This window comes from Streptococcus sp. 517s, assembly GCF_054445985.1.
The window spans coordinates 851,460-874,199 of sequence record NZ_CM136847.1 but is presented as its reverse complement, the minus strand read 5'-3'; the positions used below and the strand labels follow the sequence as shown (position 1 = coordinate 874,199).

General features: G+C 41.3%; 21 protein-coding genes and 1 pseudogene. 7 read left to right on the top strand and 15 right to left on the bottom strand.

Features of this window, described 5'->3' with window-relative positions; genetic code table 11:
* From ACVX3R_RS04480 to ACVX3R_RS04455, 6 genes and pseudogenes are all read right to left on the bottom strand, one after another.
* Positions 1-447, bottom strand: a complete 447-nt coding sequence (locus ACVX3R_RS04480; protein ID WP_247917392.1) for a hypothetical protein — start codon at positions 445-447, stop codon at positions 1-3.
* Positions 425-961 (bottom strand): hypothetical protein, encoded by a 537-nt coding sequence (locus ACVX3R_RS04475; protein WP_458795602.1) that lies wholly within the window; start codon positions 959-961, stop codon positions 425-427. Before ACVX3R_RS04475 ends, ACVX3R_RS04480 begins: the two co-directional genes overlap by 23 nt.
* A gap of 19 nt (positions 962-980) precedes the next feature.
* A pseudogene (locus tag ACVX3R_RS04470) lies at positions 981-1,497 on the bottom strand (DUF1697 domain-containing protein).
* Positions 1,498-1,522: 25 nt separating this feature from the next.
* The gene (locus ACVX3R_RS04465; RefSeq protein ID WP_247917394.1) at positions 1,523-2,086 is read right to left on the bottom strand and encodes a hypothetical protein; all 564 of its coding nucleotides are present in this window, start codon (positions 2,084-2,086) and stop codon (positions 1,523-1,525) included.
* Between the two features lie 16 nt (positions 2,087-2,102).
* A complete protein-coding gene (uvrB, locus tag ACVX3R_RS04460) occupies positions 2,103-4,091 on the bottom strand; it encodes an excinuclease ABC subunit UvrB (RefSeq protein ID WP_458795601.1) in 1,989 nt (662 codons plus the stop codon).
* A gap of 76 nt (positions 4,092-4,167) precedes the next feature.
* Complete coding sequence (locus ACVX3R_RS04455) at positions 4,168-5,121, bottom strand: CPBP family intramembrane glutamic endopeptidase (RefSeq protein WP_458795600.1); 954 nt, start codon at positions 5,119-5,121, stop codon at positions 4,168-4,170.
* 172 nt (positions 5,122-5,293) lie between these two features.
* Between ACVX3R_RS04455 and ACVX3R_RS04450 the strand changes: the two genes are divergently transcribed.
* The 3 genes from ACVX3R_RS04450 to zwf all read left to right on the top strand — a co-directional run bounded on the left by ACVX3R_RS04450 (position 5,294) and on the right by zwf (position 9,835).
* Positions 5,294-7,459, top strand: coding sequence for an ABC transporter substrate-binding protein/permease (locus ACVX3R_RS04450; protein ID WP_458795599.1), 2,166 nt, complete (start codon positions 5,294-5,296; stop codon positions 7,457-7,459).
* Entirely contained in the window at positions 7,459-8,199 is a 741-nt protein-coding gene (locus ACVX3R_RS04445) for an amino acid ABC transporter ATP-binding protein (protein ID WP_458795598.1), read from the top strand. The genes ACVX3R_RS04450 and ACVX3R_RS04445 overlap by 1 nt, the downstream gene beginning before the upstream one ends.
* 148 nt (positions 8,200-8,347) lie before the next feature.
* Entirely contained in the window at positions 8,348-9,835 is a 1,488-nt protein-coding gene (zwf, locus tag ACVX3R_RS04440) for a glucose-6-phosphate dehydrogenase (RefSeq protein ID WP_458795597.1), read from the top strand.
* A 44-nt stretch (positions 9,836-9,879) separates the two neighbouring features.
* On the opposite strand, the gene ftsY is transcribed toward zwf, so the two are convergent.
* The 3 genes from ftsY to ACVX3R_RS04425 are packed head-to-tail and all read right to left on the bottom strand — an operon-like array spanning position 9,880 to position 12,791.
* On the bottom strand, positions 9,880-11,178 hold the full coding sequence (ftsY, locus tag ACVX3R_RS04435) for a signal recognition particle-docking protein FtsY (protein WP_458795596.1): 1,299 nt from the start codon (positions 11,176-11,178) through the stop codon (positions 9,880-9,882).
* Positions 11,179-11,181: 3 nt separating this feature from the next.
* Positions 11,182-12,000, bottom strand: coding sequence for a Cof-type HAD-IIB family hydrolase (locus ACVX3R_RS04430; protein ID WP_458795595.1), 819 nt, complete (start codon positions 11,998-12,000; stop codon positions 11,182-11,184).
* Positions 12,000-12,791: a Cof-type HAD-IIB family hydrolase gene (locus tag ACVX3R_RS04425; protein WP_458795594.1), complete on the bottom strand. Its 792-nt coding sequence runs from the start codon at positions 12,789-12,791 to the stop codon at positions 12,000-12,002. The genes ACVX3R_RS04430 and ACVX3R_RS04425 overlap by 1 nt, the downstream gene beginning before the upstream one ends.
* A gap of 205 nt (positions 12,792-12,996) precedes the next feature.
* Here ACVX3R_RS04425 and ACVX3R_RS04420 point away from each other — a divergent pair, with 205 nt between their 5' ends.
* Positions 12,997-13,692: a VIT1/CCC1 transporter family protein gene (locus ACVX3R_RS04420; protein WP_458795593.1), complete on the top strand. Its 696-nt coding sequence runs from the start codon at positions 12,997-12,999 to the stop codon at positions 13,690-13,692.
* Positions 13,693-13,731: 39 nt separating this feature from the next.
* Here the strand turns inward: ACVX3R_RS04420 and ACVX3R_RS04415 are convergent, their stop codons facing one another.
* From ACVX3R_RS04415 to ACVX3R_RS04395, 5 genes are all read right to left on the bottom strand, one after another.
* Entirely contained in the window at positions 13,732-15,720 is a 1,989-nt protein-coding gene (locus ACVX3R_RS04415; RefSeq protein ID WP_458795592.1) for an FtsX-like permease family protein, read from the bottom strand.
* 1 nt (position 15,721) lies between these two features.
* Positions 15,722-16,480, bottom strand: a complete 759-nt coding sequence (locus ACVX3R_RS04410; RefSeq protein ID WP_000173376.1) for an ABC transporter ATP-binding protein — start codon at positions 16,478-16,480, stop codon at positions 15,722-15,724.
* Positions 16,481-16,859: 379 nt separating this feature from the next.
* Positions 16,860-17,132, bottom strand: coding sequence for a PspC domain-containing protein (locus ACVX3R_RS04405; protein ID WP_061413929.1), 273 nt, complete (start codon positions 17,130-17,132; stop codon positions 16,860-16,862).
* 59 nt (positions 17,133-17,191) lie between these two features.
* Complete coding sequence (locus tag ACVX3R_RS04400; protein ID WP_458795591.1) at positions 17,192-17,635, bottom strand: SprT family protein; 444 nt, start codon at positions 17,633-17,635, stop codon at positions 17,192-17,194.
* Positions 17,622-19,751, bottom strand: coding sequence for a Tex family protein (locus tag ACVX3R_RS04395; protein ID WP_458795590.1), 2,130 nt, complete (start codon positions 19,749-19,751; stop codon positions 17,622-17,624). Before ACVX3R_RS04395 ends, ACVX3R_RS04400 begins: the two co-directional genes overlap by 14 nt.
* 130 nt (positions 19,752-19,881) lie before the next feature.
* Between ACVX3R_RS04395 and ACVX3R_RS04390 the strand changes: the two genes are divergently transcribed.
* From ACVX3R_RS04390 to ACVX3R_RS04380, 3 genes are read left to right on the top strand one after another with little or no spacing between them, the layout of a single operon-like run.
* Positions 19,882-20,013, top strand: a complete 132-nt coding sequence (locus ACVX3R_RS04390; RefSeq protein ID WP_000268697.1) for an SPJ_0845 family protein — start codon at positions 19,882-19,884, stop codon at positions 20,011-20,013.
* Positions 20,014-20,919, top strand: coding sequence for a permease (locus ACVX3R_RS04385; RefSeq protein ID WP_458795589.1), 906 nt, complete (start codon positions 20,014-20,016; stop codon positions 20,917-20,919). It abuts the gene before it with no gap.
* Positions 20,916-21,731 carry a TIGR03943 family putative permease subunit gene (locus ACVX3R_RS04380; protein ID WP_458795588.1) on the top strand — a complete coding sequence of 272 codons (816 nt, stop codon included), beginning with the start codon at positions 20,916-20,918 and terminating at the stop codon, positions 21,729-21,731. Before ACVX3R_RS04385 ends, ACVX3R_RS04380 begins: the two co-directional genes overlap by 4 nt.
* An 81-nt stretch (positions 21,732-21,812) precedes the next feature.
* Here the strand turns inward: ACVX3R_RS04380 and ACVX3R_RS04375 are convergent, their stop codons facing one another.
* On the bottom strand, positions 21,813-22,739 hold the full coding sequence (locus tag ACVX3R_RS04375) for a bifunctional riboflavin kinase/FAD synthetase (protein WP_458795587.1): 927 nt from the start codon (positions 22,737-22,739) through the stop codon (positions 21,813-21,815).
* Position 22,740: the final 1 nt, after the last annotated feature.

The window sequence follows — 22,740 nt, the reverse complement described above, 5'->3', positions numbered from 1 at the left end:
TTATTCAAATATATCTTTGTTGTATTTTATTTCTGACTTCATGATATAGGGATTGAGCAACTCATGATGTTCATAGGTACTACGGGCCCAAAAACCTCTCACAATGATGATTTCCTTATCTTGTATGCGATAGTCTATATTGATAGGGATGGCTGAATCCGAGATAATTGATAAAACAAAGAATGCTGCAAACCAAAGGTAAAGTGCAACCAATCCACTAAATATTTGAAAAATAAGGTGATACCATTGAAAATCTCTTGTTCTATAAAAGATTCTCCAGGGATGGATTAAGAAGGTCAAACAAAGAATGAAAGACCAACTATTCCACAAAATCGACGTAAAGGATAGACCAAAAACTAACAGCACCAAATGAAGAATCACAAAAGCTAGCAAAGCCAAATAGAGGGTTTTAAATGAAAATAATTTAGTTAGATTTTCTTTTGTCATGATTTTTCCTCTTTTTGTCGTTATATTTTAAAATCAACATCGTTAACGCTGAAATGAATAAAAAGATTAGATAGATAGCAATCGGAAACCAAACATAGCGAGAATCCAAACTTATTAAAGGTGGCAAAAAACCTTTTCCGTGTTTCAATCTAATCCCTACAAAACAATGAAAAAGAAAAATCGGGCCATTTAGATAGAGAAAAAATTCTGAAATATCTTCCAGCGAGTTGCTCCCCTCTCCTCTCAGACTTCCAAACCAAGAATAGAATGGAAAAGTAATCAAAAGAAACAAATTTAAATACAAGGGGCTAATATAACTAAACTCACGAAGTGGAGCAGGAATACTCTCATTACCAAATGTTAAATATCCCATGCCAAGACCAACCATTATAAAGAATATATAACCTAAAAGAGCTTCTACTATCCAATGTTTTTCCAACCAAAGGATAAACTTGTTCCCCTGAGCTTTTACTTTTCTTTTGTTTTTATTTTTCTTTTTGGTTTTACTTCTCATTCACCAACTCCACAATCTTCTAGAAAGTCTTGCCATTTCGGATAGTCAGTTGCCTGTAGAAACTGGATTTAAGCAGTTTCTTATGGTAATCGGACTTGAGATAGTCCGCTTGGTCAGCATTACTATAAAAGAAAGCCGTCTGCCCAAAATGTAACTGCTCCTTGTCATTTGCCCAACCGCCTGCTAGCTCTTGAACGCTTTCCCTGTCTACCTCTGGCAGATAAAAGAGAACATCTCTCCTAAAGGCTGTCTCATCCTGCGACCAACTAGGTGGATTGGCTGATTCTTTTCGAAGCATGGCAGAGCTGACAAGGACGAAAGGCAGGGGAAAATCATAAGACTGACTAAAATAATCCGTCAAAATCTCCCGAATCCTCTCCTCCTGCTCTTCGCTATCAAAGAAAAGATTGCCACTATTGATGTAGGAAACTGAATTTTCAAACCCCCAACCTAGCCAAATCCTTCTTCAAATTAGCCATAACGACCTTATTTTTCCCGCCAACATTGATGCCACGGAGTAAAAGTGCATAACGCATGTGTGCTCCTTTCAACAATTAAGTTTCACATCATAAAGTTCTTATCTAGTCCTAACTCATCTATTAACTTATTTGTCGCTTCAGAAATCTTCTTTTCTTGCGAGTCAAAATCATTCAACTTCATTATAAACCAATATTTCGGACTAATAGCAACTGAAGTAACATCATATTTAATTTGTGTAGCAAGTAACACATAAATAGCCATCATCCGATATTCATTTCGAGTAATTCCTTTAACCGCAACCTTATAGTTTTCTTTTTGCATGAACGATGCTATCTTTATAGACTCTTTTGAACCGTATGAGTAGATTGTATTCATTATCTCTTTAAAGATCTTCAAATTTTCTTCTTGTTTCTTTTCTTTGAGTCTATCATTTTTTAAAGAATTGATTTCAATCATATCATCAAAAAGCGATAAAACCTTATAAGGAATTTTAGACATATTCTCCAGTGCTAATGTATCTCTATTACGCTTAAGTTCATTCTGGAAACTCTGCTTCATTGAAAAATAAGTTACAATAAAACCAACAATTGAAATAACACTAGAAATCATTACACTGATAATTGTTATTAAAGAAGCTTCACTCATTCTTCTATTTATCCTTTCAATCCATCGCCTTCACTTCCAACATCATATCACGAATCTGAGCTGCCAGTTCAAAGTCAAGCACTTCGACGGCTTCTTGCATTTGTTTCTCTAGTTTCTTGACGAGTTCTTTGCGTTCTTGTTTGTTGAGACTATTGATATCTACTTCCTTGTCCTCTTCTTTAGCAACTGCCTTGGTCACGGCGATTAGGTCACGAATTTCTTTCTTGATTGTCTGTGGCACGATACCATGCTCTTCATTATAAGCCATCTGGATTTTACGACGGCGAGCCGTTTCATCGATAGCTCGTTGCATAGACTGGGTAACTGTGTCCGCATACATGATGACATGGCCCTCACTATTACGAGCAGCACGTCCAATGGTCTGGATAAGACCACGTTCGTTACGTAGGAAACCTTCCTTGTCAGCATCGAGAATGGCAACCAAGCTTACTTCAGGAACGTCAATCCCTTCACGAAGGAGATTGATTCCGACCAAGACATCAAAGACACCCAAACGCAGGTCACGTATAATCTCTGTCCGTTCCAAGGTCTTGATATCTGAGTGCATATACTTAACCTTGATACCCATTTCTTTGAAGTAGTCAGTTAAGTCCTCTGCCATTTTCTTGGTCAAAGTGGTGATAAAGGTTCGTTCGTTCTTCTCAACACGGGCATTGATTTCACCTAGGAGGTCATCAATCTGTCCCATAGTCGGACGAACTTCCACTTCAGGGTCTAAAAGCCCTGTTGGACGAATGATTTGCTCAATCACTGTCTCCGTCTGTTCATTTTCATAGTCGCCTGGTGTCGCTGAAACGTAAACAATCTGGTGAACATGACTCTCAAACTCTTCCCGACGGAGAGGACGATTGTCCAAGGCGGACGGTAAACGGAAACCATAATTGACCAACATTTCCTTACGCGAACGGTCTCCATTATACATGCCCTTGATTTGCCCCATGGTCATGTGACTTTCATCAATCATGATCAAGAAATCATCTGGGAAGAAATCAAGAAGCGTATAAGGGGGCTCTCCTTCGCTACGACCATCCATGTGACGAGAGTAGTTCTCAACCCCATTTGTATACCCCATCTCACGTAACATCTCGATATCATACTCTGTCCGCTGTTTCAAACGCTGGGCTTCCAGCAGTTTGCCTTCCTTCTCAAAGACAGCTAACTGCTCTTCTAACTCTGCCTGAATCTTAGCAATAGCAACTTCCATGTGATCATCATTGGTCACAAAGTGAGTGGCAGGGAAAATCGCCAAATGATCCACTTCTCCCAATACCTGACCTGTCAAAGCCTCCACTTCACGGATACGGTCAATCTCATCCCCGAAAAACTCTACTCGAAAAGCGTGTTCATCACGGGAAGCAGGGAAAATCTCTACCACATCCCCGCGAACGCGAAATCTTCCCCGTTGGAAATCAATATCATTGCGTTCAAACTGGATATCAACCAAGTCATTCAAAAGTTTATCACGAGAAATTTCAAGACCTGGACGGAGACTAACGACACTATCAGCGTATTCCTTGGGCGAACCCAAACCATAGATGCAAGAGACAGAGGCCACGACAATGACATCATTACGCTCCAGAAGGGCTGAAGTCGCTGAGTGGCGGAGCTTGTCAATCTCGTCATTGACAGAGCTGTCCTTTTCAATATAGGTATCACTCGAAGGGACATAGGCCTCGGGTTGGTAATAATCATAGTAAGACACGAAGTACTCAACAGCATTTTCAGGGAAAAATTCCTTAAACTCTCCGTAGAGCTGACCAGCTAGGGTTTTGTTGTGGGCAATGACCAAAGTTGGTTTATTGACTTTGGAAATGACCTGACTCATGGTATAGGTCTTCCCTGTACCCGTCGCCCCCATCAGAATCTGAGCCTTTTCTCCACCCTCGATATTATCAACCAACTGCTCAATTGCTTGGGGTTGATCTCCTGAAGGTTCATATTTTGATACTAGTTTAAATTTATTATCTGTAATTCGATTAATCATAAGAATCCTCTCTCCATGTGCTATTCCTATTTTAGCATACTTATAGCATTTTCATGAAGAAAAGGACGGACCTAAGTCACATCCTTTCATTTTCTTTCTTTAATTGATTAGCGAGATAGACAATCAGAAGTAACAAGGCTAAACTTGTCATGATAGAACCTTCAATCCCAAAAGAGCCTCCTGATAGCCAAACTTGATTGCCTTGTGGTAAAAAGGTCATCAGAGACGTTCCTGACGGTTGACCGCTAACTAAAATGCCAAAAAGATTGCCCTGAGCAAAATTCCAAGCTCCATGAATACCTGCAACACCCCAAACTGTATCAGCTTTGAGAAGGTAAAGAGCCATGGCAACTCCGAATAAGAAGAGATTCACTAGAGATAGAGGTGTTAGACCAGAATTTCCCACATGAAGCAGGGTAAAGAATATGCTAGATATGACAACAGCAAGTTTTAGATTGGTTCTTGAGGCCAATTGTGGAAGAAGCCAAGCACGGGACACCACTTCTTCTGCTGTCCCCTGTAAAATCCAAAATGGGATAGTAAAGACGACAAAAGTAAGCGAATAAGGATTCAAGCGAATGGATTCCAAACGATATTGCCCCAAGACCACCAAACCTAACAAGGTCAGAAGAAAAAGTGCCAAACCTAGGCCAAATCCTTTCAGAAGACTGCTAAGGAAATTTTCTCTATAAAATCCCAAGGTTCTAATAGATCTTTTCTCAACTTTTTTAGTCCATCTGAACACAGTGTTGAGAATAAAACCAAAGGACAGCAATGCTAAAATTAAACGAAAGTCACTTGTTTTATCCGTCAAGCTCTGCTGCAAGGTTTGCAAGTAAGTTGCAAGATTTTGACCAGCCTCTCCAAAATTTCTAGCAAGTCCGATGAGAGCTAACAAGCTAATACCATACAAAGTATATGCAACAAACTCTCCTATAAAGACAAAAACAAAGGCTAACAAAGGACTTGTGTAAATATTTAAACTCATTTGGGAAGATTGGAAGTCTTTAAATATTCTTTTATTCTTCATGTTCCTGCCCTCATTTCTTCTATTACATACTATTATTATATCATTTTATAGTAGCAATTCAAGAAGGAAAAGAAAACATAGATGTTATATTTTCTGACACAAAAATATAAAAATTTGCCTTTTCACCTTTTTTCTGGTATAATGGAAAAATATTCGGAAAAGGAGACTAAAAATGAAGAAAAAAATACTAGCATGTTTGCTCATTTTATTTCCCATTTTCTCACTAGGTATGGCAAAAGCTGATACTGTTAAGATTGTGTCTGATACAGCTTACGCGCCTTTTGAGTTTAAAGATTCAGATCAAACCTACAAAGGGATTGATGTTGATATTATCAATAAAGTCGCAGAAATCAAAGGATGGAACATCCAAATGTCTTATCCTGGCTTTGACGCAGCTGTAAATGCAGTGCAGTCAGGTCAAGCAGATGCTATTATGGCAGGTATGACAAAAACAAAAGAACGTGAAAATGTCTTTACCATGTCTGATACCTATTATGATACAAAAGTTGTCATTGCTACGACAAAGGCAAATAAAATCACCAAATATGAGGGACTTAGCGGAAAAACAGTTGGAGTTAAGAACGGAACTGCTGCTCAACGTTTCCTCGAAAGTATCAAAGATAAATACGGTTTCTCTATCAAAACCTTTGATACTGGTGATTTGATGAATAACAGTTTAAGTGCTGGTGCTGTAAATGCCATCATGGATGATAAACCTGTTATTGAGTATGCGATTAACCAAGGACAAGATCTCAGCATCAATATGGATGGTGAAGCTGTTGGAAGCTTTGCTTTTGGTGTCAAGAAAGGGAGCAAGTATGAACACTTGGTTACCGAGTTTAATGAAGCCCTAGCACAAATGAAGAAAGATGGTAGCTTGGAGCAAATCATCCAAAAATGGACAGCTTCTACAACTACGGCAACCCCAACGACAACTACTGCTGCTGGGCAAAAAGCTACTCCAGTGAAAAGCAAGTACATTATTGCTAGCGACTCATCTTTCGCCCCATTCGTCTTTCAAAATTCAAGCAATCAATACACTGGTATTGATATGGACCTCATCAAGGCCATTGCCAAAGATCAAGGTTTTGAAATTGAAATTACCAACCCAGGATTTGACGCAGCAATCAGTGCTGTTCAAGCAGGACAAGCAGATGGTATCATTGCTGGTATGTCTGTAACGGATGCTCGTAAGGAAACCTTCGACTTCTCAGAATCCTACTACACAGCAAATACGATTCTCGGTGTGAAAGAATCAAGCACCATTGCTTCTTATGAAGACCTCAAGGATAAAACTGTCGGTGTTAAAAACGGGACTGCTTCTCAAACGTTCCTTACTGAAAACCAAAACAAATACGGATATAAGATTAAAACCTTCGCAGATGGCGCATCTATGTATGACAGTCTGAACACTGGCTCTATTGATGCCGTGATGGATGATGAGCCAGTTCTCAAATATTCTATCAGCCAAGGTCAAAAATTGAAAACGCCAATCGCTGGAACTCCAATCGGTGAAACAGCCTTTGCAGTTAGAAAAGGAACAAACCCAGAATTGATCCAGATGTTCAATAATGGACTTGCGAACCTCAAAGCTAACGGAGAATTCCAAAAGATTCTTGACAAGTATCTAGCTAGCGAAACTTCAACTGACTCTACAAGTACGGTTGACGAAACAACTATCTGGGGCTTGCTTCAAAACAACTACAAACAACTTCTTAGTGGACTTGGAATCACTCTTGCTCTAGCGCTTATTTCATTTGCAATTGCCATTGTCATCGGGATTATCTTCGGTATGTTTAGCGTTAGCCCATACAAATCTCTTCGTGTCATCTCTGAGATTTTCGTTGACGTTATTCGCGGTATCCCATTGATGATTCTTGCAGCCTTCATCTTCTGGGGGATTCCAAACTTCATCGAGTCCATTACAGGCCATCAAAGTCCAATTAACGACTTTGTAGCTGGTACCATAGCCCTCTCACTCAATGCTGCTGCTTATATCGCTGAAATCGTTCGTGGTGGGATTCAAGCTGTTCCAGTTGGGCAAATGGAAGCCAGTCGCAGTCTTGGTATCTCTTATGGAAAGACCATGCGTAAGATTATCTTGCCACAAGCAACTAAATTGATGTTGCCAAACTTTGTCAACCAATTCGTTATCGCTCTTAAAGATACAACCATCGTATCTGCTATCGGGCTGGTGGAACTTTTCCAAACTGGTAAGATCATCATCGCCCGTAACTACCAAAGTTTCAAGATGTATGCAATCCTTGCTATCTTCTATCTTGTAATTATCACGCTTTTGACTAGACTAGCGAAACGCTTAGAAAAGAGGATTCGTTAATGGCAAAACTAAAAATTGATGTAAATGATTTGCATAAGTATTATGGAAAAAATGAAGTTTTAAAAGGCATTACGACTAAATTCTATGAAGGAGATGTTGTCTGTATCATCGGTCCTTCTGGTTCTGGTAAATCCACTTTCCTCCGTAGCCTTAACCTTCTCGAGGAGGTAACGAGTGGTCACATTACTGTGAATGGTTATGATCTGACTGACAAATCAACCAATGTCGACCATGTTCGTGAGAACGTAGGAATGGTCTTCCAACATTTCAACCTCTTCCCTCACATGTCCGTTCTAGAGAATATCACTTTTGCTCCTATTGAACACAAACGAATGACCAAAGAAGAAGCTGAGAAATTGGGGATGGAGTTGCTTGAAAAGGTTGGACTAGCAGATAAAGCTAATGCCAATCCAGATAGTCTTTCAGGTGGTCAGAAACAACGTGTAGCTATCGCTCGTGGACTTGCCATGAATCCTGATATCATGCTCTTTGATGAGCCAACTTCCGCTCTTGACCCTGAAATGGTTGGAGATGTACTAAACGTTATGAAGGAATTAGCAGAGCAAGGTATGACCATGATCATCGTAACCCACGAGATGGGATTTGCTTGTCAGGTGGCCAACCGTGTTATCTTCACAGCTGATGGTGAATTCCTGGAAGATGGGACACCAGATCAAATCTTTGATAACCCGCAACACCCTCGTCTAAAAGAGTTCTTGGACAAAGTCTTAAACGTATAAACCGAAAGTGTAAGGTTCTCCTTACACTTTTTTAATTGCGTATTGGATTTTTGATTTTTTTGAAAATTATGATAAAATAAAAGCTATGACAATGAGAAAATCTCATCCCTAGTCCAACTAGGAAAAAATATAGAAATTAGGTAGCTAGATGTCATCAAAGGTTATTGTTACAATTTTCGGTGCGAGTGGAGATTTAGCTAAACGCAAACTCTACCCTTCCCTTTTCAGACTCTATAAATCAGGCAATCTCTCTGAGCATTTCGCAGTTATCGGAACAGCTCGTAGACCTTGGAGTAAGGAATATTTTGAATCTGTAGTTGTCGAGTCCATCCTTGATTTGGCAGATAGTACCGAGCAAGCCCAAGAATTTGCCAGCCACTTCTACTATCAAAGCCATGATGTGAATGATACAGAACATTACATTGCTTTGCGTCAATTACAAGCTGAGCTCAATGAAAAATACCAAGCTGAACACAATAAGCTCTTCTTCTTGTCTATGGCACCTCAGTTCTTCGGAACCATTGCCAAGCACCTCAAATCTGAAAACATTGTTGATGGTAAAGGTTTTGAGCGCTTGATCGTTGAGAAACCATTTGGTACAGACTACGAAACAGCAAGCAAACTCAATGAAGATCTCCTTGCAGCCTTTGATGAGGAGCAAATCTACCGTATTGACCATTACCTAGGTAAAGAGATGATTCAGAGTATCTTTGCAGTTCGTTTTGCCAACATGATCTTTGAGAATGTTTGGAATCGCGAACACATCGATAATGTTCAGATTACCTTTGCGGAACGCTTGGGTGTTGAAGAACGCGGTGGCTACTATGATCAATCTGGTGCCCTTCGTGATATGGTGCAAAACCATACTCTTCAACTCCTCTCTCTTCTAGCCATGGACAAACCAGCTAGCTTTACAAAAGATGAAATTCGTGCTGAAAAGATAAAGGTCTTTAAAAACCTCTATCATCCAACTGAGGAAGAATTGAAAGAACAGTTTATCCGTGGTCAATATCGCTCTGGTAAAATCGATGGCATGAAATACATTTCCTATCGTAGCGAGCCAAACGTCGATCCTGAATCTACAACAGAAACCTTTGCATCTGGTGCCTTCTTTGTAGACAGTGATCGCTTTCGTGGAGTTCCCTTCTTCTTCCGTACTGGTAAACGTCTGACTGAAAAAGGGACTCATGTCAATATCGTCTTTAAGCAAATGGACTCTATCTTTGGAGAACCGTTAGCACCAAATATCTTGACCATCTATATCCAACCAACTGAAGGATTCTCTCTCAGCCTAAATGGGAAGCAAGTCGGTGAAGAATTCAACCTGGCACCAAGCTCTCTGGATTACCGTACAGATGCTACTGCTACTGGAGCCTCACCAGATCCGTACGAGAAATTAATCTACGATGTCTTGAACAACAACTCAACCAATTTTAGCCACTGGGATGAGGTAAGTGCTTCGTGGAAATTGATTGACCGTATCGAAGAGCTCTGGGCAGAAAACAGTGCTCCACTCTACGATTATAAAGCTGGAAGCATGGGACCACAAGCTAGCTTTGACTTACTTGAAAAGTATGGAGCCAAATGGACCTGGCAACCAGATATCGCCTATCGTGAAGATGGCCGTTTAGAATAGCAAAAATATCCTGCAAGTCAATCTTGCAGGATATTTATTTTGTATTAAATCAAGCCTTCTAAGAGACCCTTCATAAAGTTTTCTGAGTTAAATTCCCCGATATCATCGATTTTTTCACCGAAACCAATCAATTTTACAGGGATATTGAGTTCTTCGCGGATAGCCAGAACAACACCACCACGGGCAGTTCCATCAATCTTTGTCAAAACAATTCCAGTCAATGGTGTTATCTTCGAAAATTCCTTAGCTTGTACCAAAGCATTCTGTCCAGTTGAAGCATCAAGGGCTAAGAATGTTTCATGGGGTGCTTCTGGCAAAACACGTTTGATAATACGGCCAATCTTTTCCAACTCAGCCATAAGGTTGTCCTTGTTTTGCAGACGGCCTGCTGTATCAATCATAAGAATATCAATCCCTTCTGCTACAGCACGTTCCATCCCATCAAAGACCACACTTGCTGGATCAGCCTTTTCTGGCCCCGTCACAACAGGAACATCCACACGTCGACCCCATTCTGCTAGCTGGGCAACGGCTCCAGCACGGAAGGTATCTGCCGCAACCAACATGACTTTCTTGCCAGCTTGTTTGTAGCGATGAGCCAATTTCCCGATAGAAGTTGTTTTCCCAACACCATTGACTCCGACAAAGAGCATGACTGTCAAACCATCTTGGAAATGGATTTGTTCATCGTAGTTGCCATCCTTTTCGTAGAGCTCGACCAATTTCTCGATAATGACACGACGGAGTGCGTCAGGCTTCTTAGCGTTTTCGAGTTTAGCTTCATAGCGAAGTTCTTCTGTTAGGTTCGAAGCGACCTGCACACCGACGTCGCTCATGATGAGCAGTTCTTCCAATTCCTCGAAAAACTCTTCATCAACGGAACGGAAGTTGGCAAAGAAGGCATTCAAGCGTGCCCCGAATCCCGTACGCGTTTTCTTGAGACTGCGGTCATATTTTTCCTGAACGGTTTCTTCAACCTGAGGAAGTTCTTCTACGACTTCAGGAGCTAACTCTTCTTCTGTTTCTTGGTTCTCTTCTTCTAAAACTTCTTCAGGCTCTTGGCTTTGCTTTAGCTCATCAGATTCTAGTTCAACCTCTTCCTGAGCAGTTTCCACGACTATTTCTGGTTCAATTACTTCTTCTGTCGAGACCTGTGAAATTTCTTCTTGAGCAAGAGTTTTTTCCCCTTTGTCCGTTTCTGTCTCTTCTTGGCTTGTTTCTTCGACTGCCCTTTGGTTTTCTTCAACCTCTTCTGACAAATCAAGATTTTCCAGAGCTTCTTTTACAACATCTTCGATTTTCGGCTCTTCTTTTTTCCCGAATAGACGGTCAAATAATCCCATATTCTAATTCTCCTTTAGCACGTATTCTTCGATAGCCCATGCAACGGCTTCCTCGTCATTGGTCATAGGGGTAATCACATTGGCAACTTCCTTAACAGCAGGAACTGCATTTTGCATGGCAACTCCTAGACCTGCCCACTCAATCATGGAAAGGTCATTGGCCTCGTCCCCACAAGCCATGACTTGACTTTGGTCGATGCCTAAATGTTTAATTAATTTTGCTAAACCTGTTGCCTTGTGGACGTTTTTAGGGGACCATTCCAATAGCATTTCACGCGATTTGAAGATTTCATATTGGTCAAACAATTCTGGAGAAATCTGTTGAATCGCTGCATCCAAAGGTTCTTGGGCAAAAGCAGTCACACATTTATTATATGTCATCTGACTAGATAGATCTTCAAAAGCGACAGGCACGAAAGTCAGGGCTGGGTTGAACTTAGCATAGAGACTTTCTTGGTCCGACTGGATTTGATAGACTGTTCCTTCTGAAATAGCATCTAACGGTAATCCCAGTTTTTCAGTTTCCTCGTACAATCGTGCTACATCGTCGATTGAAAAGACGGTTTTATCGAGAATCTCTCCAGTATTTTTCTGTACCAGACCACCATTAAAGGTGATGGTGTACTCGTCCTCCTGACCATCAGTACCCAGCTCATGGAGAAAGAAATCCATAGCCTTTAGAGGACGCCCCGTTGTCAGCACGACCTTGATGCCACGGTCACGCGCAGCTTTGAGGACCGCCTTAGTACGATCTGTTAGCTTTTTATCCGTTGTCAGCAAGGTGCCATCCAAATCAAGTGCAATCAATTTAATATCTGCCATTATAAGCCCTCCATATAAGTCATCACTGACTGGTCCTTATGGTGGCCAATCACTGTCTCTGCTAATTCTAAAATCTCTGGTCGCGCGTTTTCAGGAGCGATTGGGTGACCGACAACCTGCATCATGTGAAGGTCATTGAGATTATCGCCAAACGCCATAACCTGATCCATGGTTAGACCAAGTTTTTTTGCCAGCTCAACAATAGCCACACCCTTATCAACATAGTCCAAGACAATATCGATGGATTCATAACCTGTTGTCATGGCTTTCACACCAGGAACATTTTCGTTGACCCAGGCCTCACCAACTTCTATCGTTTCTTCTGTAAAGTTGGTGGTGAATTTAAAAATCTCATCTGTGATATCTTCTAAACTCGCTACTTTTTGAATATTTTCATTGTAGTGACGGCTAAACATGAGATAGGTCTCATCCACTATGTCCAAAACATAACAAGCTTTTTTCCCAGTCAGTAGCATTTTTCTTTCATCAAAGTAGGGTGATTTCTTTAAAGCTTCAAAAGTGCTCAAGTAAAAATCCCGAGACATAGTAGCCTCATACATATCCTCACCATGAAACTCAACATAGCTCCCGTTTTCAGCTATAAAAATCACTTCATCACGCACATCCGCAAACAACTTTTTTAGGGACAGAATACCACGACCTGAAGCCACTGCAAAATAAATCCCCTTTTCCTTGTAAGAAACAAGTACGTTTTTGAGGCGTTCCATATCAAACCGCCCCTTTCCGTCAAGAAAGGTTCCGTCCATATCCGTTGCTACAAGTTTAATCATAAAATCCTTTATTCTCCAATTGATAAATCTATCTTCTATTATACCATAGATAAGTTTAAAAAGGTCCAGTACAGTAGGATAGCACTACTTTTTCGGAGAAACTTCAAAGGGCATAAAAATTAGAATAGTAGAACTTTTTTCAGATAGTTTAAAAAGTTTGTATTCCCCTACCCTTTTCTCTATAATGGAGAGAAAGGAGATGACTATGACAGAAATAAAACATGAAATTGATGCTAACTTTGCAGGCCGACTCAATATCCTACGCGCAGGTGTTCTAGGAGCCAATGATGGAATTATTTCCATTGCTGGAGTCGTTATCGGTGTTGCCAGTGCGACGAGCAATATCTGGATTATCTTTTTATCAGGATTGGCCGCTATCCTCGCTGGTGCTTTTTCTATGGCCGGTGGCGAATATGTCTCTGTATCCACTCAGAAAGATACGGAAGAAGCCGCTGTCGCTAGAGAGCAATTACTCTTGAATAAGGACATCGAATCTGCAAAACAATCCCTCTATGCTGCTTACCTTCAAAATGGTGAGTGTGAAACGTCCGCCCAACTCTTGACCAACAAGGCCTTTTTAAAAAATCCACTCAAAGCCTTGGTTGAGGAAAAATACGGTATCGAGTACGAAGAGTTTACCAATCCTTGGCATGCTGCCATATCTAGCTTTATCGCCTTTGTACTGGGTAGTCTTCCTCCTATGCTTTCCATTATCGTCTTTCCAAGTGACTATCGTATTCCTGCTACTGTTTTTATCGTGGCCCTTTCCCTTCTCGTCACCGGCTATACCAGTGCTAAACTAGGCAAGGCTCCTACGAAAACAGCTATGATCCGCAACCTCTGTATCGGACTTCTGACCATGGGCGTAACCTTCCTCTTGGGACAACTCTTTAGCATTTAAAATAAAAGAAATACCTCGACAAGCATCGAGGTATCTTTTTTACATTTGCACAATCTTGCGATAACTTCTTGAGGTAATCATAAAGATTAAAACATAGACGATGAGGAAGATCGCACAGATGGACAAAGTGACAGTCAACATCATGGTCGCATCTAGCACCCCAATGACTTTTAGGATGAGGCTAAGCATATGATAGGCAAAGGCAAGGTGTAGGAAGGCAAAGAGCAATGGGAGGAAGAAAACAGTTAGGACCTGTTTGTTGATAGTTTGCTTGATTTGCTTTTGATCAAGACCAACTTTTTGCAAAATGATAAAGCGTTCGCGATCTTCGTATCCTTCAGAGATTTGTTTGTAGTAGATGACGAGAACTGTTCCTACCATAAAGATGATGGAGAGGAAGATACCGATGAAGAAGACTCCACCAAAGAGAGCACTCATCTGCGCACTGCTATCAGCCAGATTGCTTCCGTAAACATAGCTTCCTTCTTTGCTCAATTCTCTATTAAAATCATCAAGGAATTTTGAATAGTCGTTGGCAAGTTTGAGTTGCTCGTCCTCACTAGCCGTTACGTTCATACCACCGTAGTATTGATTAAAGATGGAAGAATTAGGATGCTGGTCAAGAAAGACTTGTAGGTCAGGAACAACCAGATAGTTATAGTCCGAAGTTAGAATATTGTACTGATTTGGGACATGTTCAAGAATAAAATCTTTTTTGATTTCTTCTTTGATCGTGTAGGTCTGGTTATTTAGAGTCAGTTCTTTCTGTCCTTGAAGTTCTTTGTTTTTAGTAAACAATCCAACTTCCTTTCCTGAAAGTGCGAGTTTTTGCCCCGTCATATTCTCATAGTCTTTTTGGTCAAAGACCATAAAAACAGTTTTCGGTTGAACACGGTTTTGACCTTTGTCAAAGATTGTTAATTTCGTACCTTCTTGGTTTGCTACACCAAAGCTACTGTATCTAAGGACTTCTTTCTTTGTAACAGTCAATCCCTCATCACTAGCATACTGGTCTAGGAGTTTATTTATGTCTTCTTTTTCAACATTCTGTCCTGTAATTCCAAAATCATGTGGATTCATGACTTTCTTGAAAGTTTCAGAGCCCTTAAAGATACTCGTTGCAGCGGACATAGTCACCAAGACCATGGTTGAGAGAATAGCAATCGTCGCCAGACCAACCGCATTTTTCTTCATACGAAAAATGAGATTGGATACAGAAATCATGTTGTTAGGTTGGTAATAATAACGCTTGTTTTTCTTCAAGATTTGTAGGAAAACTGTGATTCCTGCATTGAAGAGAAGATAAGTTCCAAAAATTACCAGCAAGACTGCTACGAAGAAAATCAGAACAGCAGAAAGTGGGTTTTCAACTGTAACTGCTAGGTAATAACCCGCTCCCAAACTGATTAGACCTAGAATGGTTTGAAGGCCTAAGAAACGTCCTTTTTTCTCACCACTAGCTTTTTCACGAGAGAGCTGAAGGGCATTCATGCGTGCGATGCGAAAGGCATTGATAAAAATCAAACCTAGGAAGATAGCTCCAAAGACGATGAGAACTAGGATAAAGACAATTGGTTGGAAAGTCGAAACAAGCTCCACTTTCATCTTCATCAGCTTCAGAAGAAGGGCAAAGATTAGCTTATCAAAGAGAGCTCCTAGGCCGAGACCAGCTGTCAAGGTTAAGGAACCAAAAATAAGAAGCTCCTTAAAAACCATACTGATCAAATGGCGCTTTTCGAGACCCAACATACCATATATACCCAGCTCCTTGGAGCGGTTCTTCATGACAAAACTATTGGCATACAGGACAATAATCCCTGAAGCGATGGTAACAACTACCATACCAAGAGCGAGGGTCATAGAGATAGTTTCTCCCCCTCGGATCTTGCCAATATTAGGGTTAAGTGACAGTGAGTAAAAGAGATAGGTGATGGTCACTGCTAAGAGAACAGCAAGGGCAAAGGGATAGTAGAGTTTGCGGTTTTTAATCAAGTTGGATACCGCTAACTTATTGGTTAATCGGAACATACTAATTCACCTCGCTTGCCATAACAGTCAAAGTATCAGAGATTTCTTGGAACATCTGACGCTCTGTCTTGTCTCCACGGTAGATTTGGTTGTAAAGAATGCCGTCCTTGATAAAGAGAACACGCTTGGCCCTGCTGGCTGCTGCCGTTGAGTGAGTTACCATGAGAATGGTTTGGCCACGTTCATTGATTTCATCAAAAACATCGAGTAAGGCTGCAGATGATTTGGAGTCAAGGGCTCCTGTTGGCTCATCCGCAAGGAGAATTTCAGGTTCTGTGATGATGGCGCGCGCTACTGCAACCCGCTGTTTTTGACCACCAGAGATCTCGTAAGGGTACTTCTCTTGCAATTGGTTGATGCCTAAATTTTCAGCTGTTACCACCAATTTCTTCATCATCTCTGTGATAGGTTTTCGTGATAACACTAACGGAAGCAAGATATTGTCCTTAACAGACAAGGTATCTAGCAAGTTAAAATCTTGGAAGACAAATCCCAACTTCTCACGACGGAAGCTGGAAGCCCGTGAGTTTTTAATAGTTGCTGTGTCTACTCCGTTCAAGTAAACTTGACCACGAGTTGGTTTATCCAGCATAGCTAGGATGTTGAGCAGAGTTGACTTTCCTGAACCAGACTCCCCCATGATGGCAACGTAGTCACCCTTCTCTACGGTAAAGTGAATATCTTTGAGAGCTTCTACTTGGTTGCCTTGGAAACGTGTTTTATAGATTTTTTGAACGTGTTTTACATCTAAAAGTGTCATGATTTTCTCCTTCTTAATATCCCATCAATTGAAACTGCGCTTGCATCATAGCGCATCCCAGTTGAACACGCTCGATATCTTTTTGACTTGGTTTTCTTGTTTTCTTTTGTAAAATTCTTTTCATGGTTTTGCTCCTTTGTTCTTTATGAGTCTAGTTTATCGCAAAAAAAGAGGTCTTGCCATAACCTAACCTTACAAAAGAGACTTTAATCTTACATTTTTGTAAGATTAAAAAAATCAAGCAATTTCGCTATCAATATTTTACCATAAAAGAAAGGCAAGAAGAAAACCCTTGCGGATGCAAGGGTTAAGGTTCACTTCTTTTTCTGACTTCTTTAAGAAATAAGAAAAGTATCTATAAACTATTTCAAAATCCAACTCACCAAAACCGTCCATCATTGTCATCAATGGCCTCGGCTTCCTTTCGTTTGCGTGGTCCTGTTCCGTACATTTCTGCTTCGATTTCTTCCTTAGTTGGCAGGATGGAGGCGAGGATGATGTAAATAATCACGCCAATCCCAAAATTTGATATGGTAAAAATGGCAAAGAGAAAGCGGACTAAGGTTACATCAAAATTCCACTTGTCTGATAGACCAGCTAAAACTCCCGATACCATACGATTTCGTCTCATTTTATAAAATTTTGTATTCATGATTATTTCCTCTTTCGGTATTCTTACAGGTAGTATAGCATGAAACGGGGTCACAAACATCAGTCCTTAGGCCGATTTAAGATGACGAGTTTGCCACGGCAGACGCCACAGCGGTAGCGTTTGGTATCAATCCTACGCTTACGCTGATAAGTTTGCTGGCAAGATTGGCACTGATAGACTAGGTAACTACTTTGGGCTCTCAAAGGGGGAACAAAGCGCAGTCCATCCACTTCTTTCAAAAGTTCCTTAAAATCTCGGTCCTTATGCCGATAACCCTTTTTCTGAAAATAAAGGTGGTAGTGACAGAGTTCATGGCGCACGATTTTGCGAAAAACTTCCACACCAAGTTCATTATAGACCTTGGGATTAAAATCCAAATGCCCATCTTTAGGGAAAAATCGCCCACCTGTCGTTCGCAGACGAGGATTCCACTGGGCTTGGTGGGAAAAAGGTCTACCAAAGTCTTCGAGTGAAACAGACTGAACGTACTCAGTTAGATTCATCTGGAGCGAGGAGCGACAGATTGACTTTTTCACGTTCGGTATCGATTTTCTTAACCCAAACCGTTACCAAATCTCCGACGGATACAACTTGGCTGGGGTGTTTGATAAATTTGCGACTCATATGAGAAATATGAATGAGACCATCCTCATGAATCCCGATATCAACGAAGGCACCGAAGTCAACGACATTACGCACCACACCTTCCAGCTTCTGGCCGACTTTTAAGTCTTTAATATCCAAGACATCTTGACGGAGTACAGGAGCATCAAAGGAATCACGGAAGTCTCGACCTGGTTTGAGAAGGTCAGCAATGATATCTTTAAGGGTTTCTGGGCCGAGATTCAGTTCTTGCGCCATCTCCTTAACTGAAAGGGACTTAAGCTTACTTTGTGCCTCTTCATTCAAGTCTTTGATATCCAAGAGTTTGAAGAGCTCCTTGACGGCAGCATAATTCTCTGGATGAACTCCTGTATTATCAAGGATATTGCTACTTTCCGGGATACGGAGAAAACCTGCAGCTTGCTCAAAGGCTTTGGCACCTAGGCGAGGAACCTTCTTGATTTGAGCGCGTGAAGTGATTTTGCCTTCTTCCTCGCGATATTTGACGATATTTTCAGAGATAGTTTTATTGAGTCCAGCTACGTGGGAGAGAAGTGCTGGGCTAGCTGTATTGACATTGACACCGACTTGGTTCACCACCGTATCAACGACAAAGTCCAGACTTTCAGACAGTTTCTTCTGACTGACATCGTGCTGGTACTGCCCAACACCGATTGACTTAGGATCGATTTTAACCAATTCAGCAAGCGGATCTTGCAAACGTCGAGCGATAGAAATAGCAGAACGTTTTTCAACGGTTAAATCTGGAAACTCCTGACGGGCTAACTCACTGGCAGAGTAGACAGAGGCACCACTTTCATTGACGATAACATAGCTGACCTCAGGAAAATCTTTCAGAACTTCCGCCACAAAGGCTTCACTTTCACGACTGGCTGTTCCATTACCAATGGCAATGATTTCCACACCGTATTGACCAATCAAGTCTGCCAGATCTTTCTTGGCTTCTTCGATTTGACGAGCTGATGCTGGTTTGACAGGATAAATGACCTGAGTTGTCAGCATTTTTCCTGTAGCATCCACGACAGCTAGCTTGGCACCTGTACGAAAGGCAGGGTCAAATCCAAGAACCACGCGCCCTTTCAGTGGAGCAACTAAGAGAAGATTTCGCAGGTTGTCAGAAAAGAGTTGGATAGCTCCTTCTTCTGCCTTCTCGGTCAATTCTGTCCGAATACGTCGTTCGATAGCAGGCAAAACTTTTTTCTTAACAGATTGCTGAACCACTTCATCAATATAGGCATTTTTCACCTTGAAACGAGCTGCAAAGAAGGAAAGAATTCTGTCCGTCGCATGTTCAAAACCGACCTTCAAGACACCTAGCTTTTCTCCACGATTGAGAGCCAAAGTACGATAACCCTGCATGTTGCCAACTGTCTCTGAAAAATCATAATAAATCTGAAAAACCTGCTTTTCATCAAGACTTTCATCCTTGACTTGAGAAGTAACTTTAGAGTGTCTCAACACCTCCTGATAAGTCATGGAGCGCAAAGTCACATCTTCCGATAAGGCTTCGACCAAAATATCAACTGCACCGGCCAAGGCTTCTTGACCAGTCGCAAATCCTTCACAGACAAACTTCTCAGCTTCTTTCTCTAAACCATCTACATTCTGCAAGATCAAGCGGGCGAGAGGAAAGAGTCCAGCTTCTCGGGCAATAGTTGCCTTGGTCCGACGCTTTTCCTTATAAGGAAGATAGAGTTCTTCAACGTCTGCTAATTTTTCAGCTGCCAAAATAGCTGCTTCCAATTCCTTGGTTAGTTTGCCTTGTTCTTGAATCTTAGCTAAGACAGCTTCTTTACGGTCGTTGAGATTTGTCAGACTTTTATCCAAGTCGATAATGGCCTTAATCGCCACCTCATCCAAACTACCAGTCATGTCCTTTCGATAACGCGCGATAAAGGGAATTGTCGCCCCCTCAGCCGTCAAACTTAGAACGGTATCGATTTGCTTTAAGGTTACTCCCAAATCTTGGGAGATTTTTTCATATTTTTTGTCCATATACCTATTATACCATAAGGAACTGCTCTTGTTTTGCCTTACCTGTTTTTGCATCTTTGATTATCAAAATAATCCCTTTTCCACAAAATAATAGTATAATAGAGGTAGAATTTAGAAAAGAGGTAGGCCCATGGCTGTTAAATTTACAAAAACGGATGACTTGGACAAGATGTTTGAGGAATTCGCCAAACTTCCTGACTTAACACAAGTCACTTTCCCAGATGACAAAAACAAAAAAGAAAAAGTTGAGAAGAAAAAATAGATGACTGTTTTCCAATCTCTTCCTCCTAGCATCTTACAAGCAGGGGCTATTTTTCTCTCCATCATGATTGAAGCCCTTCCTTTTGTCTTGATTGGGAGTCTCATTTCGGGGTTGATTGAGGTCTATATCACACCTGATAAAGTTTATGAGTTTCTTCCTCGCAATCGTTGGGGGAGGATCTTTTTTGGTACCTTCATTGGCTTTCTCTTTCCTTCTTGCGAATGTGGAATCGTTCCAATTATTAATCGTTTTTTGGAAAAGAAAGTGCCCAGCTACACGGCCGTTCCTTTTCTGGTGACTGCTCCCATCATCAATCCTATCGTTCTTTTCGCCACTTATTCTGCCTTTGGCAATTCAATAAAATTTGCCTTCTTGCGAGCGCTGGGAGCTATTGTGATTGCTTTGGTGCTTGGGATTTTCCTAGGATTTTTCTGGAAGGAAGCCATTCAAAAAGAGAATCCTATTACTTGTCATGAACATGACTTTTCACACTTGAGTCCCGCTAGAAAAATATTTCAGGTCTTTATACAAGCTATTGATGAGTTTTTTGATATGGGGCGTTACTTGGTCTTTGGCTGTCTCTTTGCGGCCATCGTGCAGGTCTATGTCCCAACTCGGATCCTGACCTCTATCAGTGCTAGTCCAGCCCTTGCGATTCTCTTACTCATGTTTCTAGCCTTTCTCCTCTCTCTTTGTAGCGAGGCGGACGCCTTTATCGGAGCTTCTCTCCTCTCGAGCTTCGGCCTAGCGCCAGTCCTTGCTTTTCTCATCATTGGCCCCATGCTTGATATCAAAAATCTCCTCATGATGAAACACTATCTCAAAGCGCGCTTCATCTGGCAATTCATGGGCATCGTGACAGTGCTTGTCTTGCTTTATTCTTACATGATAGGGGTGATGGTATGACCCGATTTTTCATTTTACTAGGTTATTTTGCTCTGACCCTTTATCTGCAGCTATCTGGCAAGCTCAGTCACTACATCAACCTCCACTATTCCTATCTAGTCTATATCTCTATGGTCCTTTCTCTTCTGTTGGCTCTGGTTCAATTCTATATCTGGATCAAGAAAATCAATTCTCACAGCCATTTGGAAAGCCGTCGAGCTAGACGAATCAGCATCCTGTTACTGTCACTACCTCTATTGATTGGAGTTGCCTTTCCGACAGTAAGTTTGGACTCGAGAACCGTATCTGCCAAAGGATATCATTTCCCACTTGCTGAGGGAATCAACACAGCCATTCAGGCAAGCGAAGGAACATCCAGTCAATACCTTAAACCCGATACCAGCACCTATTTTTCTAAATCTGCTTATGAAAAGGAAATGAGGGCTACAGCCGATAAATACCTCTCCCAGTCAACCATTCAAATTACAGACGATAACTATATGGAGGTCATGGAAGTTCTCTATGACTATCCTCAGGAGTTTGAAGGAAAGAAAATCGAGTTTACAGGCTTTGTCTATAACGATCCTAGCCATCCAGATAGCCAGTTCCTCTTTCGCTTTGGGATTATTCACTGTATCGCAGACTCTGGTGTATATGGACTCTTGACCAAGGGAAACTCACGCCAGTATCCTGACAATACCTGGATCACAGCTAGAGGAACCCTGACCCTCCACTACCATAAAGAACTCAAGCAAAAACTCCCAATACTAGAGGTTGAGAGTTTCACAAAAGTAGACAAACCAGAAAATCCTTATGTCTATCGCGTGTTTTAAAAAAGTAGCCTTTGTAAGCTACTTTTTTTGTCCATTATATGAATTTCATTCTACCTTCTCTTTCGAATTGATAGCAAACTCTTACTCTCCATCCTTCCAGTTCCGAGCAATCTCTTCGTCTTTCTGGAGTTGATCTACCAGTTCCTCTACGGAGTCAAATTTGACCATATCGCGGACACGGTCTAACCAGTAGACCATGACTGTCTCACCGTAAATATCGTCAGAAAAGTCAAAAATATTGACTTCAAAACGTGGTTCTTCTCCATCGAAAGTAACATTTTTCCCAACACTTGCCATACCACGATATCTCTGACGTTGCACTTCCACATCGACTACGTAAACACCGTCTGCAGGCATGTAAGTTCGGTCTCTTAGGACCAGATTTGCTGTTGGATAACCGATAGTACGCCCACGAGCATTTCCATGAACGACCATCCCACGAGATGGGAGCGGTGTGCCGAGCAGATGCTTGACTTCCTTGACATCTCCATCAAGAATAGCCTGACGAATCCGTGTGGAACTAATCTTGCCCTTTTCGTCCTCGACCGGAGGAACAATGATGATCTCTCCATCAAAATAATCCTTCAGGTCATCCGCAGTTTTCTTATCTGAGCCAAAGGTATAGTCAAATCCTGCTACAATAATCGCTGGTTTTAAAGCCCTGATATAGGTATCAAAGAATTCCTGCCCTGTTAGATTGGCAAATTTGCTACTAAAGTCAAGTAAGAAAAGAGCCTCTACCCCATGCCACTTCATCTTGTGCTCTCGTTCCTCATGATTGACGATGTGAAGCATGAGTTCAGGTTGATAAGGTTGCAAGGCAAGTTTTGGCGATTCTGTAAAGGTCATCACGACAACTGGCAGATAATCCTTCATAGAAGCCTTGCTAGCCACTTCAAAAAGTTTCTGATGCCCCTTGTGGATGCCATCAAAATAACCTAGTACAAGGACTGTTTTTCCCGGTACTGCAATGTCTTTTTCGTTCTTAATAGGTACTGTTGTAATCATA